Annotated in this window: 14 protein-coding genes and 1 pseudogene; 2 read left to right on the top strand and 13 right to left on the bottom strand. The window is 50.0% G+C overall.

Annotated elements, in window-relative coordinates:
* Window positions 1-18: 18 nt before the first annotated feature.
* From C2M36_RS05745 to trhO, 4 genes are all read right to left on the bottom strand, one after another.
* Window positions 19-3,105: an efflux RND transporter permease subunit gene (locus C2M36_RS05745; RefSeq protein ID WP_234399100.1), complete on the bottom strand. Its 3,087-nt coding sequence runs from the start codon at window positions 3,103-3,105 to the stop codon at window positions 19-21.
* A gap of 3 nt (window positions 3,106-3,108) precedes the next feature.
* Window positions 3,109-4,077 (bottom strand): efflux RND transporter periplasmic adaptor subunit, encoded by a 969-nt coding sequence (locus C2M36_RS05740; protein ID WP_105254108.1) that lies wholly within the window; start codon window positions 4,075-4,077, stop codon window positions 3,109-3,111.
* 369 nt (window positions 4,078-4,446) lie between these two features.
* Entirely contained in the window at window positions 4,447-4,776 is a 330-nt protein-coding gene (locus C2M36_RS05735) for a hypothetical protein (RefSeq protein WP_105254107.1), read from the bottom strand.
* A 157-nt stretch (window positions 4,777-4,933) separates the two neighbouring features.
* Entirely contained in the window at window positions 4,934-5,920 is a 987-nt protein-coding gene (gene trhO, locus C2M36_RS05730; RefSeq protein WP_105254106.1) for an oxygen-dependent tRNA uridine(34) hydroxylase TrhO, read from the bottom strand.
* Between the two features lie 167 nt (window positions 5,921-6,087).
* On the opposite strand from trhO, the gene C2M36_RS05725 reads away from it, so the two are divergent.
* Both C2M36_RS05725 and C2M36_RS05720 read left to right on the top strand, forming a co-directional pair.
* Entirely contained in the window at window positions 6,088-7,437 is a 1,350-nt protein-coding gene (locus tag C2M36_RS05725; protein WP_105254105.1) for a DEAD/DEAH box helicase, read from the top strand.
* Window positions 7,437-8,276: a CvfB family protein gene (locus C2M36_RS05720; protein WP_105254104.1), complete on the top strand. Its 840-nt coding sequence runs from the start codon at window positions 7,437-7,439 to the stop codon at window positions 8,274-8,276. The genes C2M36_RS05725 and C2M36_RS05720 overlap by 1 nt, the downstream gene beginning before the upstream one ends.
* Before the next feature lie 13 nt (window positions 8,277-8,289).
* Here C2M36_RS05720 and C2M36_RS05715 read toward each other — a convergent pair whose 3' ends face one another.
* The 9 genes and pseudogenes from C2M36_RS05715 to serC all read right to left on the bottom strand — a co-directional run bounded on the left by C2M36_RS05715 (window position 8,290) and on the right by serC (window position 16,214).
* Entirely contained in the window at window positions 8,290-8,679 is a 390-nt protein-coding gene (locus C2M36_RS05715; protein WP_105254103.1) for a hypothetical protein, read from the bottom strand.
* Between the two features lies 1 nt (window position 8,680).
* Window positions 8,681-9,388, bottom strand: coding sequence for an orotidine-5'-phosphate decarboxylase (gene pyrF, locus C2M36_RS05710; protein ID WP_105254102.1), 708 nt, complete (start codon window positions 9,386-9,388; stop codon window positions 8,681-8,683).
* Between the two features lie 11 nt (window positions 9,389-9,399).
* Complete coding sequence (gene lapB / locus C2M36_RS05705) at window positions 9,400-10,536, bottom strand: lipopolysaccharide assembly protein LapB (RefSeq protein WP_105254101.1); 1,137 nt, start codon at window positions 10,534-10,536, stop codon at window positions 9,400-9,402.
* 2 nt (window positions 10,537-10,538) lie between these two features.
* Complete coding sequence (locus C2M36_RS05700; protein WP_105254100.1) at window positions 10,539-10,838, bottom strand: lipopolysaccharide assembly protein LapA domain-containing protein; 300 nt, start codon at window positions 10,836-10,838, stop codon at window positions 10,539-10,541.
* 25 nt (window positions 10,839-10,863) lie between these two features.
* Complete coding sequence (gene ihfB / locus C2M36_RS05695) at window positions 10,864-11,148, bottom strand: integration host factor subunit beta (protein WP_105254099.1); 285 nt, start codon at window positions 11,146-11,148, stop codon at window positions 10,864-10,866.
* Between the two features lie 61 nt (window positions 11,149-11,209).
* On the bottom strand, window positions 11,210-12,877 hold the full coding sequence (gene rpsA / locus C2M36_RS05690; protein WP_105254098.1) for a 30S ribosomal protein S1: 1,668 nt from the start codon (window positions 12,875-12,877) through the stop codon (window positions 11,210-11,212).
* Window positions 12,878-12,974: 97 nt separating this feature from the next.
* Window positions 12,975-13,685: a (d)CMP kinase gene (cmk, locus tag C2M36_RS05685; RefSeq protein WP_105254097.1), complete on the bottom strand. Its 711-nt coding sequence runs from the start codon at window positions 13,683-13,685 to the stop codon at window positions 12,975-12,977.
* Window positions 13,686-13,852: 167 nt separating this feature from the next.
* On the bottom strand, window positions 13,853-15,133 hold the full coding sequence (aroA, locus tag C2M36_RS05680) for a 3-phosphoshikimate 1-carboxyvinyltransferase (RefSeq protein ID WP_105254096.1): 1,281 nt from the start codon (window positions 15,131-15,133) through the stop codon (window positions 13,853-13,855).
* A pseudogene (gene serC, locus C2M36_RS05675) lies at window positions 15,133-16,214 on the bottom strand (3-phosphoserine/phosphohydroxythreonine transaminase). Before serC ends, aroA begins: the two are co-directional and overlap by 1 nt.
* Window positions 16,215-16,482: the final 268 nt, after the last annotated feature.

Here is a 16,482-nt window from a genome sequence, read left to right as displayed (position 1 = left end):
AAATCGCGGACATTTTCTTCACGAGGCTTGTTCAAGCTCCGCGGCCAATTGTTTACTCTCATCGGCCCTGGGCTTGGTAAAGCGTGCCAGTCCCAAATACACCACCGGCGTGAGGAACAAGGTAAAGAGAACGGCCAGAGCCAAGCCTCCAAAGACCACCCAGCCAATGGCATTACGAGCCTCGGCACCGGCGCCACTAGAGAGAATTAAGGGTAAGGCACCCAGCAAGGTGGATACCAGGGTCATGGTGATTGGGCGCAGACGCACCAAGGCCGCACGCTCAACCGCTTCACGCACCTGATAGCCCTTATCCCGTAATTGGTCAGCAAACTCCACCAGCAAAATGGCGTTTTTAGCAATTAAGCCTATTAACATCACCAAACCAATTTGCGAGAAAATATTGAGCGAGGTTCCGGTGAGATACAAGGCCAAAATAGCCGAACTTATGCCAAAGGGTACGGTGATCATCACCACCACGGCGCTGTTGACGCTTTCAAATTGCGCCGCCAACACCAGAAGCACGATGACAAGCGCCAGCACGTAGGTCAACAGCACCTCATTGGCGGTTTCCTCAAAGGTCAATGCCTCTCCCTTAAATGCCAATGTGACACTGCTTGGCAAGGTGTTTTCACCTATGTCGCGCAGCTCGCTGACCAGCTCAGCCATGGCCATGTTTTCAGGCAATTGCATATCCACTTCAATGGCGCGACGCTGCGCATGGCGCTCAAGTTCTGCCGCCACACCCTCTTCGCTTATGGTGGCCACCGAGCTCAGCGGTACCAATTGACCATTGCTGCCACCCACATACAAGTTAGCGAGATCGCTGGGCGAATTTATGGTGCGATTTTGCGCCTGCAACATAATGGGAATGGATTGGTCGCCAACGTTTAAATCGGCCACGTCATCACCATTGATAGCGGCGCGCAGGGTCACGGCAATATCGCTCAGCTCCACACCCAGCTCCTGGGCACGGCGACGGTCGATATTAACCCGCAATTGCGGTTGTGAGGGCTGATAGGAAATACGCACCGGCGCGACATCTGGAATGGCCTGCTCGACGGCCTTGGCATAATCCTGTGCCGCGGCGTAAATATCGTTGTAGTCCTGACCCAATAATGCCAGTTCAACACCGCCGCCCTGTCCACGCAGGTTAAGGCTGTTGGAGCCAAAGGCGCGCGCCGGAGCACCGGGAATATCCCCCAGCGGAGCGCGCAATTTCGCAATGATCTCTTGCTGGCTAAAGTGGCGTTCATCCCAATGCTTTAACGGCACCGTAATAAAGGTGATATTTGGATCCCATTGACCGACCACGGTATAAATAGACTCGATTTCCCCGCTTTGAACATACGGCAATAACACGTCTTCCATCTGCTTGGCTTGACGGTCCATAAAGTTTAAACCGACACCATCAGGGCCGCGGGCAAAAATACGGATCTTGCCCCTGTCCTCCGATGGCAAGAGTTCATTTTCAAGCTGTAGGTATAAGGCAGCGGAACTGGCGGCAACCAGCAGGGAAATGACAAAGGTAACCCAGGCATGGTCGAGGACCTTGTGAATACACCACTGGTAACTTTGCGCCAAGGCCTGACCAAATTTAGAAAAAGGGTGACGACCACCGGACTTCAACTTTAATTTTGAGGTCAAGGCCGGGACTAACGACAAGGCGACAAAGCTGGAAATGATCACCGCACCGGCGAGCACGCCACCAAATTCCCGGAATAGGCGTCCGGCGGTGGAAGGCAAAAAGGCGATGGGTACGAACACCGCAGCGAGTACGGCGGTGGTCGCTACCACGGCAAAGAAGACCTCACGGGTACCGATAACGGCGGCCGCACGGCGCCCTAATCCCATGCTGCGCTGACGCTGAATGTTCTCACTCACCACGATGGCATCATCGACGATTAAGCCGGTCGCCAATACCAACGCCAACAGGGTCAGAATATTGATGGAAAAGCCAAGGGCCCAGATAAGCGCCAAGGATCCCACCAAGGCCACGGGAATGGCAAAAGCTGGCACCAAGGTTGCGCGCCAGGAGCCGATAAACACCCAGAGGGTGATCACCACCAGCACTATGGTCAGTACCAGAGAGTTCAATACTTCATCCACTGAGCTGCGAATAAACTGGGCATCGTCCGAGGTCAGCGTAAATTCCATTTGCGGGAATCGCTCACGCATGCGCTCCAATAACAGCAGCACTTCGTCGGAAATTTCTATGGTATTGGACTGGGCTTGGCGAATGACTTCCATGCCGATCACCGGCTTACCGTCTAAACGCACCATGGAGCGCGGATCGGCAGGGCCAAAATACACCGCAGCGATATCGGCAATGCGGGTGTCACCGCGCACTATGATGTCCCCCACCTGCTCGGCACTAACGGAGGTAGCATCGGCACGCACGATGAGTTGTTGGTCATCGGATTTTAAGCTGCCCGCCGGCACATCGAACGGAGCCTGGCGCAGCGCTGCGGCGACATCGGGCACGGTGAGGTTAAAACTGCTGAGTTTTAAGGGGTCGATACGAACCCGCATCACCCGCTCTCGGTCGCCATTAAGACGCACATCGGCAACCCCTGGAATGGTCAAAAATTGCGGGGCCAGGTCGGTTTCAACCCGCTCGGTGAGTGCTTCAAGGGACAAGCTTTCACTGCTTACGGTCAGCGACACCACGGCTTCGGCATCATTATCAGCCTTAATAATGGATACCCGTTCCACCTCTTCAGGAAGCTCCCGTTGCACCCGGGAGACGGACTCGCGAGTTTCATTGGCGGCATCATCCAGGTTCACACCCGGGCGAAACTCGACTACGATACGGGCGCTGCCTTCTTCACTTTGCGCACGAATGGATTTCACGCCGCTGACCCGGGCCACGGCTCCTTCGAGCTTGCTGGTGACCTCTGTGTCTACGGTTTCCGGCGAGCCTCCAGGGAATGACGCCGACACTGTGATGCGTGGTCTGTCAACATCCGGTAACTCCCTTACTTCTACGCCGGCGATGGCGGCGATACCGGCAATGATAATCAAGAGGTTGAGCACCACTATCAGCACCGGACGACGAATCGCCATCGATGGCAAATCTTGAATTTGCGTATTCATTTGCTCGCTCATGGCTTAGTTCCTATCCGCCAGTTGAGTTTGCTCGAAGCGCACGCTCTGGTTTGGACGCAGTCGCTGGACCCCCTCGACAATCAGCAATTCGCCTTCGTCTAGGGCACCGCTCACCAATAAACGGCCAGACAGTCGTTGCGCAATTTTTACATCAACCCGGGTGGCGACATTATCAACACTTTTCCACACATAGGGACCGGTCGCCCCCCATAGCAAGGCCGCTTCGGGCACTACCGCATAGGCCTCACCCTGCATGCTTAATTGCACACGAAAACTCATACCGGGAATATACTGGGCACCTGGGTTGGCAATTTCGGCCTTCACTCTCAGGGTGCGCGAGTCGGTATCGATACGCGAGTCCAATTGCGCGATTTTCGCCTTGATGGCCTGTTGCTGTTGCCATGGTTGCACGCTGACTTCGGCGCCGGCTCTGAGCATGGTTAAAGCCGCCTCGGGCGCATTGAAATTGATGTAAAGAGAAGTGATGTCATCGATGCTAGCAATGGCGGTTTGTGCACTGATACGGTCACCGACTTCAACATCGGTGAGCCCCATCACGCCGGCGAATGGCGCTCTCACCTGACGGTCTTCAAGCTCGGCGCTGGCCTTAGTCAGTGCCACCTTGGCAAGATCCCGTGCCGTTAACGCATCATCGCGCTCGCTTTTGGGGATCGCGCCCTTGGCGAAGCTGTTTTGTAGGCGCTCCAAGGTCCGCTCGGCATCGGCTAAACGAATTTTAGCTTCTTCCAGCGCCGCCCGTTGCAAACGAGAATCCAGCTCAAGCAATAACGCGCCTGCTTGCACATGCTGCCCGGGCGTAAAGTGAACCGCTGTGACTCTGTCACCCACGGCCGGGTACAGCACCACCGAATGAATCGCTTCGGCACTGCCTACCGCTTGAACCTGTTGTTGTGAGCGTTCTAAGCTTACACTTTCGACCACGACCTTAGTGGCCTTAGCGAACGCTGGCATAGTGATTATTAAACTACAAATAATTGCACTGAAAAGCTGTCGCAACCTGAACCTTCCTTCTTGTTATATCCCGACCCGCGTCGGCTATTAAGGGGTAAATATCCTGTTGCGTCAGTGTAACAGTTTGTCGCTTTGAGACTCGCCCTCGCTTCGGTCAATGCCCGATATGGCGCGACTAATTACATTAACGCATTACAGATACGTACTAATTAATAGCATTAGATCACAAATCATCGGCCTTGAAAGCCGGTTTTACATATCTTTACTTTCGCTGAACAGCGCTCGCGCACTTGAGAGGAGATGTGTATTTTCAAAGATGATGGGCAAAAGAATATTAAAAAAGGGGTCATACACCCCTCTATCTAGTCATTACATTTTTTTGGTCAGTAACACCCCATCGACCACCATCTGCCATTGACCGTTGACTTGATGCGGCGCCTGAGAAACCTCAAAGCGGGTATTAAAAAAGCCAAGACCGACAACAAAGTCATCGCCTTCAAACTCTTGTAAAGGCGCGTTAATGGAGGTTGACGTATTTCCTTCTTCCCTCTCATAAGAAAAGCTGCCGTCAGGGTGTATGGTTAGCTCCATGTTCCCTCCTCGCCAATAACCTATATAGTCGGCCTTTTCTCTGGGGATGGGCTTTGAGCAAGCACACAAGACAAATACCAAGCTGACAATAAGTAATGCATTTTTCATGATCTGACGTCCCTTTTCATTATTTTATTCCCGTTAGAAAGCCAATTGCGCTTTCACTGCTACGGGGGGTTATTGTTCCTATATTCCTGACTTTAGGGTTTAGGCGTAAAAAAAGGAAGTCATACCGACTTCCTTTATAAAGATTCACAGGCGGCTACTATTTATTCGCGGCGCGCTGTTGCTCTTTAAGCTGCTGCTTAAGCTCTTTGCGCTTATGCAGCATTTCCTGTGCTTCGTGACCGATATGGCCTTCGCCGCGTTCTTTGGCCAGCTCGATTTGCTTTTGACGCTCGGCAAAACGGGCACGCTGCTCATCACTGACATTTTCGTGGCAGTGGTGGCAAGAAACACCCTGCATATATTCCGGCTTTTGCTTATCATCTTCGGTAATCGGCATGCGACAGGCATGACATTGGTCGTACTGGCCTTTGTTCAGGTCGTGATCAACGGCAACACGGTTATCGAATACAAAACACTCACCCTGCCACATGGTTTCTTCCTTGGGCACTTCTTCTAAATACTTTAGGATACCGCCTTCAAGGTGATACACCTCTTCAAAACCCTGCTCTTTCATGTAGGCGGTTGACTTTTCACAGCGGATACCGCCGGTACAGAACATGGCGACCTTTTTATGCTTTTTGGGGTCAAGGTTTTGCTCGGCCCAAGCTGGAAACTCGCGGAAGGTCTTGGTTTTTGGATCCACGGCGTTTTCAAAGGTACCGATTTCGATTTCATAATCGTTACGGGTATCAACCAGAACTACGTCTGGGTCGCTGATCAAGGCGTTCCAATCTTTAGGCTTAACATAGGTGCCCACCACTTCACGCGGGTCAATGCCCTCAACGCCCATGGTAACGATTTCTTTTTTCAGCTTAACCTTGGTGCGGTAGAACGGACATTCGTCATCGAATGACTCTTTCGTTACTATGTTATCCAGGTTGGGCTGCTTATCTAACCAGGCTAGCAAGGCATCGATGCCTTCGCGCTTACCGGCGACCGTACCGTTAATGCCTTCATTGGCAAGCAACAAGGTACCGCGTACATCATTGGCCAGCATAACATCTAATAGGGGTTGACGAATTTGTTCAAAATTAGGAAGCGCTACAAATTTATACAGCGCACACACGACGTATTGTTGTGACATGAAGACACCTTTTCTCTGCTTTAAACTCTACCGAATCGTAAATCCGGCGCATTAAGGACGCGTATTTTACTCATAATGGCTCAAAACGCAAAATAAGCTGCCAGCCAAGGGATGCAATACGTTATAATAGCGCTGTATTAACTGTATTTATTTGTTGGAGAGTGAATTTGCAATTCAGTGATTTGGGTATCGATACACGCCTGTGTGCACAGATCATGCACCAGGGCATTACCACCCCTACCGATATTCAAGCCCAGGCGATCCCATTGGCATTAGCCGGGCACGATTTATTTGCGCAATCAAAAACGGGGTCCGGTAAGACCTTGGCGTTTTTGTTGCCTGCGGTACAAAGGGTGATGAAGCAAAAGGCCTTATCGAAGCGCGACCCTCGGGTGTTGATCGTTACTCCTACCCGTGAACTTGCGACCCAAGTCTATACCCAACTGCGTTTGCTGATTGCTGGCACCGCCCTGAGCGCCTTAAAAGTGCTCGGCGGTGAGAATTATAACGATCAGGTAAAAGCACTGCGCAAAGACCCGCATTTTGTTGTTGGCACCCCGGGACGTATTGCCGATCACCTCGAAGACCGCTCTTTACACTTGGCCGGTCTGGAAATGCTGATTTTCGATGAAGCTGACCGTATTCTTGATTTAGGCTTTAGTGAGCAAGTCGAACTTATCAATAAAAGCGCCGACCACAGATTGCGCCAAAGTCTGTTATTTTCGGCCACTCTTGAGCATGCCCAAGTAGGCGCCCTATCGCGTAATTTATTGAAAAACCCCAAAGGGGTAAGCATTAGCGCCGCCACCGACGAGCATGGTGATATTGCCCAACGTCTCTACTTAGCCGATCACTTAGACCATAAAGAAGCGCTACTTGACCATCTCCTCGCTAACGAAGAAGGCTTAGGTCAGTGCATTATCTTTACCGCCACCCGCGAGGACACTCAACGCCTGTGCGACAAAATCAGCAAGCAGGGTTTTAAGGCCGTGGCGCTTGAGGGCACCCTGGCACAAAATAAGCGCCTTGATATCATGGACAGCTTCAGCCGCGGCTTATATCAGGTGCTTATCACCACGGATGTCGCCTCTCGAGGTCTAGACCTTTTGAATGTGACCCATGTGATTAACTTCGACTTGCCGAAAAATGCCGAGGAGTACATCCACCGCATCGGTCGTACCGGCCGTGCCGGTTTCAAGGGCTTTGCAATTTCCCTTGTGGGTCCCAAGGACTGGCAAAGCTATTTAGCCATTAATCAGTTTATGCGTCGCCCGCTCCCCTTTAGTGAAATTGACGGCTTGGTAGGCAAATTTAAAGGCTTTACCCAGCCTAAGCCGAAGACCAACAAAGCTAAAAAAGCAGATAAAGTCACCTCTCAGGGTGGCAAGCCTGCCAGAGCGAAGCCGCGTAAAGCCGGCGCAGGAAAGCCAAGAAAACCTATCGCGGCTCCCTTTGACCCCAACGCCATGGGTTCACTGAAACGCAAGCCAAAACCGATGCAGGATGAGGAAGAATAATGAGTAGCTTAGGACAATGGCAAACCCTGTTTGTTGATGAAGTGGCCGGCGAAGGCCTGTATTTACATAGCCCAGACCTTGGCGAAGTATTCCTACCCGCCGAGCAGGCTCCGGATGACGTTGAGCGCGGTGATAGCCTGAGCGTTTTTGTCTACCTGGATAACATGGGGCATCCAACGGCAACCCGCACGAAACCAAGCGCTCAGGTTGGTGACTTTGCCCTGCTCCAGGTCAAACAGGTGAATAAAATTGGTGCCTTTTTGGATTGGGGTCTGGAAAAAGATCTCTTGGTGCCCTTTAACGAACAAAAGCCGCGTATGCAACCCGAGCGCAGTTACCTGGTAAAGCTTTACTTGGATAATGCTTCAAAACGTATTTGTGCCTCGAGTAATCTCAATAAATTTGTTGGCCGTACCCAACCGGATTATAAAACCGGCGACCTGGTCGATATTATCGTCGCGGGAAAAACCGACCTTGGCTTTAAGGTCATTGTCGATGAACTGCACTGGGGTCTTATTTTCCATAACCGTGTACACCGCAGCCTGTTTGTGGGCCAGCGCCTAAAGGCTTACGTGCAGCAGTGCCGCGAAGACGGCAAACTGGATATCGTACTCGAAGCGCCGGGGATGGCGAAGATTGATCCACTGAAACAACAGATCCTCGATGAACTCAATGCCCGAGGCGGCCTGCTACCGCTGGGCGATAAATCGGCGCCGGAGGCCATTAAACGTCAGTTTGGTACCTCGAAGGCAAACTTTAAAAAGGCCATAGGCGGCCTCTTTAAAGATGGGGTAATCGATATTGAAGCCACGCAGATAAAACTAAAAACGCGACCATAAGGTCGCGTTTTTATTATTTTATTGGCTGATAGGTTAGGTCTTCGTATGGCAAAGCGCAGCGCACGTAGCGCTTTGCATAGTCGATAAGCTCATCGCTATCGGTAATGGTTAACGGCGCCAAACGAAAAACAGCTTCGTCACATTGCATATGCTTATTGTCATGAAGGTCTTCACAATCCCCTACGGTACGATCCGTCTCCAGTAACATGGTGGAATTGTTGTCACAAATAGCATAAACATGTTTAGTCAGTGCCGCTTTTAGATCAAACAGATCGACCTCACCCTGTCGCTTGGACTCAGCGATGACCAAAGCCAGCGCCTCGGCGTTACTTTGCGCCCTGGTGCGCTCAAGGTAGTAATACCCCGCCGCAGCGAGTGCAACGATCAGCACTAAATATTTCACCTTAGTCTCCTAGACTCTCATTGATGGCCTTAAGCACCGCAACCGGATCATCTGCTTGAGTGATCGGACGGCCAATGACCAGATAATCGCTGCCGCTTTCGATCGCCTGCTTCGGCGTCATAATGCGCTTTTGGTCACCCGCATCACTGCCCGCCGGTCGAATGCCCGGAGTAACTAGTTTAAAATCGGCGCCCAACTGTTGTTTTAGTTCGTATGCTTCTTGTGCCGAACACACCACGCCATCAAGGCCGGCCTGTTTGGTTAATTGCGCTAAATACAATACTTGCTCTTGCGGTGTCTTTTCAATACCTAATTGTTTTAATTGCATTTCATCCATGCTGGTCAGCACGGTAACGGCAATTAACAAGGGCGCTTTATCACCATAAGGGACGAGGATTTCCTTGGCCTTTTGCATCATTTCCACACCGCCGCTGGCATGGACGTTTACCATCCACACACCCAAGTCCGCCGCGGCTTTAACCGCTTTGGCAACCGTGTTAGGAATATCGTGAAACTTGAGATCCAGGAATACATCAAAGCCCAACTCGACCAATTGCTTCACAAAATCCGGACCAAAATGGGTAAACATTTCTTTACCGACCTTGAGGCGACAGCTATCCGGTGAAAGTTGTTGTACAAATGCCAATGCCTTGGCTTTATCATCGTAGTCTAAAGCGATAAGTACTTTTTTAGAGTCAACAGCGTTCATGTTTTTCCTGTTTAAAAACCATCAAGCCCTCGGCTTGGTTGCATAGATTCCCAATGGCGGCAAGACGGACACAACCAATAATGACTATGACTTTGAAAGCCGCAATGCTGACATTGAAAATCTGCTTTGGTATCTATATATGATTGAATAAGTTTATCTATGGGATTTAGCGCTTCGTCTAGTTGCGCGTTTTGCCCGGCCAGTAATTGTAGCAAAAAACGAAAGCCACGAATATTGGGTTGTTTCTTTAAACTCTTGGTAATGAACTCAACCGCTTGCTTGCGCTGCCCTGCTTTGACCAAATGCTGGCAATAGTGGATCTTTAAACCAATACCGCCCTTGTCGACCAACTCCGCCAATAGATGTTCAAACTGATGCTCTAAATGCAAATGACGATAGCTGCTGCTTAAACGCTCGAGCACTAAGGGCGAGCAATAGGTAAATTGGCAGATCAAATCACGCCAGTAGTGAATGGCCTGTACGTAGTCCTCCCGCTGAAAGGCCAGCTGCCCTAGCTCATATAAAGGACGTACGCTTGGCTCCCCCACTCCCAATGCCTGGGACATGAGTTCCGGGGCATTATCCGCCGCGCCCGCTTCACAATAAAAATTAGCAATGGCAATTTTTTGCTGGCGCTGAGTAAATAAATGGGCATACCGCTGATGTAAGGTAATCCCCTTATGCCATTCGCGGGTTTGCGAGTACAGGGTGATCAGCGGCTCTAACGCTTGTGGGCGTTTTTGCTTAATTAAAATGAGCAGATGCTCTTCGGCACTGTCCAACAGCCCGGCTAGGATATAATCCTGCGCCAACTCCAGGCGACAGGTCGTCAGCTGATCGTCGTTGAGGTTGGGGTGTTCCAGTAGCAATTCGTGAATTTTAATGGCGCGGTCGAGCTCGCCACGGCGGCGAAATAAAGTCGCCAAGGTTAAATAGTGTTCCACCGAGTCGGCGGATACTTCGAGAAGTTGAATAAGGTGTTCAAGACCCTGATCGTCTTCCCTGTCGAGCAGGAATTTCAGGCCTTTACTGTATTCTGCGGTAATTTTGCGGCTGTGTTGATGAGCTTGATTTTTGGCACTGTTTTTACCCATGATCCAGCCGTAACCAGCGGCAACGGGCAGGAGTAAAAACAACAGCTCAAGCATAACTAGTTATCTTTTATAGGCGCCAGAGCGGTACTTTGACGTTGCTCTTGGGCGTTACGGGAAAGTTGCTCGTTACGCTTTTGCAACCGATAGTTTTGCCACTTTAACTTGGAAAATAGGCGGAAGCTGACGAAACAGCCGAAGAATAATCCAACAATAAAACAAAAGCTCATTAGCGCGGCTAATGGCATGGTGGCGCTGGCAATAAGGTAATTAACCTGGACTAGCTGTGGATTTTGCGAACCTAATACAAAGGCGATGAAAATACACAGTACAAACAGAATGAACTTTACAACCTTCACTCAGCGGTTACTCCATCCGTGATGATTAAATACTGGCGTTAACGCGGTCGCGTAATTCCTTGCCCGGTTTAAAGTGCGGTACGTACTTGCCGTCTAGTTCGACGGTTTCCCCAGTTTTTGGGTTACGACCTGTGCGCGGAGCACGGAAGTGTAGAGAGAAACTACCAAAACCACGAATCTCAATTCGTTCGGCTTCAGATAATGAACCGGCCATTTGTTCTAGAATTTCTTTAACGGCATTCTCGACATCGCGGGCTTGGATATGAGAGTGGCTTTGTGCAAGTTGTTCTATTAATTCTGACTTGGTCATAATGTTTCCTTAGGGGCTTACAAAGGAAGGGCTTGCGCCCTTCCTAAGACTAGACTAAATCTTAGTCTTTCTGTGCATTTTTGAATGCAGCAGCCATAGCATTTTCGAACTGAGGCTCGTCTGCCTTCAGTTTCTCTAATGCTTCTTTTTCTTCAGCTTCGAAGATCGCTTTAACAGACAAGCTGATAGCGCGGTTCTTACGATCTACGCCAACGAACTTAGCTTCGATCTCGTCGCCTTCAGAAACAACGGCAGTTGCATCTTCAACACGTTCTTGAGCGATGTCAGCTACACGGATGTAACCTTCAACGCCTTCAGCAAGCTCAACAGTTGCGCCTTTCGCGTCAACAGCAGTCACTTTACCTTTAACAATAGCACCTTTTTTGTTTGCGTCCAGGTAGTTATTGAAAGGATCAGCTTCGATTTGCTTCACGCCTAGAGAGATACGCTCACGCTCTGGGTCAACCTGAAGTACGATAGCAGTGATTTCGTCGCCTTTCTTGTACTCACGTACAGCTTCTTCGCCTGGAGTGTTCCAAGAGATGTCTGAAAGGTGTACAAGACCGTCGATGCCACCGTCAAGGCCGATGAAGATACCGAAGTCAGTGATTGACTTGATCTTACCAGTAACTTGGTCGCCTTTGTTTTGTAGACGAGCAAATTCTTGCCAAGGGTTAGCTTTACATTGCTTAAGACCTAGAGAAATACGACGACGCTCTTCGTCGATTTCTAAAACCATTACTTCTACGTTGTCACCTAGTGAAACAACTTTAGATGGGTGGATGTTTTTGTTAGTCCAATCCATCTCAGAAACGTGTACTAGACCTTCTACGCCTTCTTCGATTTCAACGAAACAACCGTAGTCAGTTAGGTTAGTTACACGACCAGATAGCTTAGCGCCTTCTGGGTAACGGTTAGCAATTTCTTGCCATGGATCTTCGCCAAGCTGCTTAAGACCTAGAGAAACACGTGTCTTCTCTTTGTCGAACTTAAGAACTTTAACGTTGATTTCGTCGCCAACATTTACGATTTCTGAAGGGTGCTTAACACGCTTCCACGCCATGTCAGTGATGTGTAGTAGACCGTCAACACCACCTAGGTCAACGAACGCACCGTAGTCTGTAAGGTTCTTAACGATACCTTTAACTTCTTGACCTTCAACAAGGTTTTGAAGAAGTTCTTCACGCTCTTGTGAGTTTTCAGATTCGATAACTGCACGGCGAGAAACAACAACGTTGTTACGCTTCTGGTCAAGCTTGATTACTTTGAACTCAAGCTCTTTACCTTCAAGGTGAGTTGTGTCACGTACTGGACGAACGTCAACAAGTGAACCAGGTAGGAAGGCACGGATAGAATCAACTTCAACAGTGAAACCACCTTTAACCTTACCGTTGATAACACCAGTAACAGTTTCGTTTTCTTCACATGCTTTCTCAAGACGGATCCACGCTTCGTGACGCTTCGCTTTCTCACGAGAAAGGATAGTTTCACCGAAACCGTCTTCGATTGCATCTAGAGCAACATCTACTTCGTCACCAACAGCAACTTCTAGTTCACCAGCAGTATTTTTGAACTGCTCTGCAGGGATAGCACTTTCTGACTTAAGGCCAGCGTCTACAAGAACGATGTTGTTCTCGATAGCGATTACGGTGCCTTTTACGATTGAGCCCTGTTGAGCTTCAAAACCCTGTAGGCTTTCTTCAAATAACTGCGCAAAATTTTCTGACATACTTAATACGTCTCTATAAGTTTAAATCTCCACGTCGCGTCACTGCTCAGCGGGGTTATTAATTAAGCACGGGCGTCCTGCTCATGCGTAGGAATTTTTACTTACTTAGGTTTGCCAATTTACCGTTAACAACGGCATCGTCGAGAATCGACATCACTTTGGCAAACACTTGCTCGGCATTGAGCTCAGTGGTATCTAAGCTGACCGCGTCCTCAGCTGGGACAAGCGGTGCTACGGCACGATTCATGTCGCGCTCGTCACGAGCTTGAATGTCTACAAGTAGACCACTTAGTGTAACATCCAGACCCTTGGCCTTCAACTCTTTAAAGCGTCGCTCGGCGCGCTCTTCGGCGCTGGCGGTCAGGAAGATTTTCACGTTGGCATCGGGAAACACCACGGTGCCCATATCGCGACCATCGGCAATCAACCCTGCCTCACCGCGAAAGGCGCGTTGGCGACGCAATAAGGCCTCACGTACCCGAGGCAAGGCGGCCACTTTTGATGCTGCTGCGCCCACTTCTTCATTACGAATACCATGGGTCACTTCCTCGCCCTCGAGGACAATCTTGCTGCTTTCATTTTCAGCATCGAAGCTAAATTGCACATCTAAATTTGCTGCAAGCGGGACTAAGGCTTCTTCATTGTCGAGTGCGATCTGGTGATGCAGCGCTGCGAGCGCCAAAACACGATAAATCGCGCCACTGTCGAGCACGTCCCAGCCCAACTTTTGCGCGAGTAAACGACACACTGTACCTTTGCCCGACCCACTGGGTCCGTCAATGGTGATCACCGGCATAGATGCCTGCATTTAAACCTCCTGCATGCACAGCAAACATTTCAAAACCGCCGTATTATACGTGAACTTTTTTGTAAATTCGCGTTATTAGGTCAGAATTTTACGATTGTTTTGTAACAGATCAATAATTGTATGAATGGAAATGCCCGCCTAGCATAGGCTGTAGGCGGGCATAAATATTAGCCGTGACTGACGCTGGCTAAGGTATCAAAGTAGGTAGGAAAGGTCTTTGCCGTACAGCCTGGGTCATTGATAGTGACCGGCCAGCCCCCGACCGCCACCATGGAAAAACACATGGCAATGCGGTGATCGTTATAGGTATCGATGGCCACATCCTGTAAATGGGCCGGTGGCGTGATCTCGATATAATCATGCCCCTCCACCACGTCGGCTCCAAGCTTTTTCAATTCCGTTGCCATGGCATACAAGCGATCGGTTTCTTTAACCCGCCAATTATAAATATTGCGAATGGCGGTTTTACCCTTGGCAAACAGTGCCACCGTGGCAAGCGTCATGGCGGCATCGGGAATGGCATTGGCATCGATATCCACACCCTTGAGCTGCCCCTTGCGTACCACCAGCTTATCATCATACCAATCGATGTCGGCACCGACCTGCTCCATCACTTCGGCAAAACCAATGTCACCTTGCACCGACGCCTTGCCCACACCATGAATGGTGATCTCGCCACCATTGATAGCGGCAGCAGCGATAAAGTAGGAGGCCGACGACGCGTCTCCTTCCACCATGATTTCACCGGGAGACACATACTGCTGGCCACCCTTAACGTGAAAACTCTGATACTGGTTATTGCTAACCTCGACGCCGAATTTGCGCATTACACCTAAGGTGATATCGATGTAAGGTTTAGATACCAGCTCACCCTTAATAGTGATATTGGTATCACCACTGAACAGTGGCGCGGCCATTAATAACGCGGTTAAGAACTGACTTGAAATACTGCCATCTATGCTCACCTCGCCACCGGCCAACGCTTGGCCTTTAATTGCCAACGGCGGGTAATCCTGCGTTTTAAGATACTCAACCTCCGCCCCTAAGGCACGTAACGCATCAACTAGGTGGCCAATTGGGCGCTCTTCCATACGCGGCTCACCACCAAGCTCAAATTGACCCTGCGTTGCCGCCAGCACTGCCGTTAAGGGTCTGTAGGCTGTGCCTGCATTACCTAAAAACAAGGGTTCTTTCGGTGTATTCAGCGTACCGCCCTGGCCGTGGACCAGAGCCTGAGTCTTGTCTTCACTGAGCTCAACATCCACCCCCATAGAGGCGAGCGCTCCTAGCATATGACGAATATCATCGCTATCGAGCAGGTTCGTTACCTTGGTTGTACCGCGGCATAGGGCGGCTAACAAAAGAATACGATTAGACAAGCTCTTCGAGCCCGGTAGCACCACTTCGCCTTGCACCTTGTTAATGGGCTCTAAGCGTAATGATTCCATCAACTGTGCTCCTGGGCGAACTGCTCCATAAAGGTAACCAAGGCCTCGATGCCCGCCACCGGCATGGCATTATAAATACTGGCACGCATACCACCGACAAAACGGTGCCCTTCCAATGCCAGTAAACCAGCCTGTTGTGATAAAGCCAGGAAACGCTCGTTCAGGCTCTCATCGTTCAACCAAAATGGTACATTCATCAATGAGCGGCAGTCTTTTGCAACCTTGTTGCTGTAGAAATCAGAGGCATCGATGTAATCATATAAAATCGCCGCCTTGTTTTTGTTATGACGCTGCATGGCAGGCACACCACCTTGCTCTTCAAGCCATTTAAAGACCACATCGGCCAGATACCAGGCAAAGGTAGGCGGAGTGTTGTACATGCTGCCCTGCTCGGCCTCAACCGCATAGTCGAGAATTCCCGGACGCGGCACGCCTTCACGTGCAAGCAAGGTTTTCCGTACGATGACAATGGCCAGACCCGATGGGCCTATGTTTTTCTGGGCGCCGGCATAAATTACATCGAACTGATTCACATCGATATCGCGCGATAAGATCATCGAGGACATATCGGCAACAATGGGCGCCGTAGGGTGACTTGGGACATCGAATAATTCAACGCCATCAATCGTTTCATTAGGACAGTAATGGATATAACTGGCTTTTTCAGGTAAGGGCCACTTCGACACGGGAAGCACACCAAACTGCCCGTCTTTATCATCTCGGACATTGATTTCAACCACATCTGTGTATTTTTTCGCTTCCTTGGCGGCACCATCGGACCAGATACCCGTGTTGATATACACGGCCGGCGCATCGTCAAGATGCAGGTTCATGGGCACAGCGGCAAACTGACCGCGGCCACCACCGTGCATAAAGAGTACGGCAAACTCGTCGCTAATATTCATTAGCCGACGCAGACGTGCCTCACATTGCTGTGCCATGGTCAAAAAAGGTTCGGCACGGTGACTGACTTCCATGACCGACACGCCTAGTCCTTGCCAATCTAAAAATTCTTGTGTGCTTTTTGCATCACAGCCGGAGGTAACATGGCAGGGCCGGCACAAAAATTATAAACGCTCATTACTTCTTCCTCATTCCACTTCGCGTACCCACACAATACCCATTGTGCAGGCGATGTAACTTGAAAATATTTCAGGGTCTGTTTATCTTTGCGGTTTACTTTATGTTCAATCTAAACGCATTCTGATGAATATAATCACTGATTTATGTGGTTAAATTCATCCATGAAGCTTGGTTACATCGCGCATCCATGCGCTCACCTCGCTAAGCTGCGAAGCATTGCTTCGGCCTTGCTCGCCTATGTACATAGCGAGCAACACAGAGCAGGG

This window comes from Pseudoalteromonas sp. T1lg75 (assembly GCF_002964705.1).
Lineage (GTDB): Bacteria > Pseudomonadota > Gammaproteobacteria > Enterobacterales > Alteromonadaceae > Pseudoalteromonas.
The sequence above is the reverse complement of the archived record's forward strand: the minus strand, read 5'-3'. Positions and strand labels throughout refer to the sequence as shown.

What these genes read in the sequence shown, in the direction of transcription:
- C2M36_RS05745 (WP_234399100.1), bottom strand. Translation starts at nt 3,105, where the DNA reads ATGAGCGAGCAAATGAATACGCAAATTCAAGATTTGCCATCGATGGCG.
- pyrF (WP_105254102.1), bottom strand. Translation starts at nt 9,388, where the DNA reads ATGAACGCTGTTGACTCTAAAAAAGTACTTATCGCTTTAGACTACGAT.
- C2M36_RS05740 (WP_105254108.1), bottom strand. Translation starts at nt 4,077, where the DNA reads ATGCCAGCGTTCGCTAAGGCCACTAAGGTCGTGGTCGAAAGTGTAAGC.
- lapB (WP_105254101.1), bottom strand. Translation starts at nt 10,536, where the DNA reads ATGCTTGAGCTGTTGTTTTTACTCCTGCCCGTTGCCGCTGGTTACGGC.
- trhO (WP_105254106.1), bottom strand. Translation starts at nt 5,920, where the DNA reads ATGTCACAACAATACGTCGTGTGTGCGCTGTATAAATTTGTAGCGCTT.
- ihfB (WP_105254099.1), bottom strand. Translation starts at nt 11,148, where the DNA reads ATGACCAAGTCAGAATTAATAGAACAACTTGCACAAAGCCACTCTCAT.
- C2M36_RS05720 (WP_105254104.1), top strand. Translation starts at nt 7,437, where the DNA reads ATGAGTAGCTTAGGACAATGGCAAACCCTGTTTGTTGATGAAGTGGCC.
- C2M36_RS05735 (WP_105254107.1), bottom strand. Translation starts at nt 4,776, where the DNA reads ATGAAAAATGCATTACTTATTGTCAGCTTGGTATTTGTCTTGTGTGCT.
- rpsA (WP_105254098.1), bottom strand. Translation starts at nt 12,877, where the DNA reads ATGTCAGAAAATTTTGCGCAGTTATTTGAAGAAAGCCTACAGGGTTTT.
- cmk (WP_105254097.1), bottom strand. Translation starts at nt 13,685, where the DNA reads ATGCAGGCATCTATGCCGGTGATCACCATTGACGGACCCAGTGGGTCG.
- aroA (WP_105254096.1), bottom strand. Translation starts at nt 15,133, where the DNA reads ATGGAATCATTACGCTTAGAGCCCATTAACAAGGTGCAAGGCGAAGTG.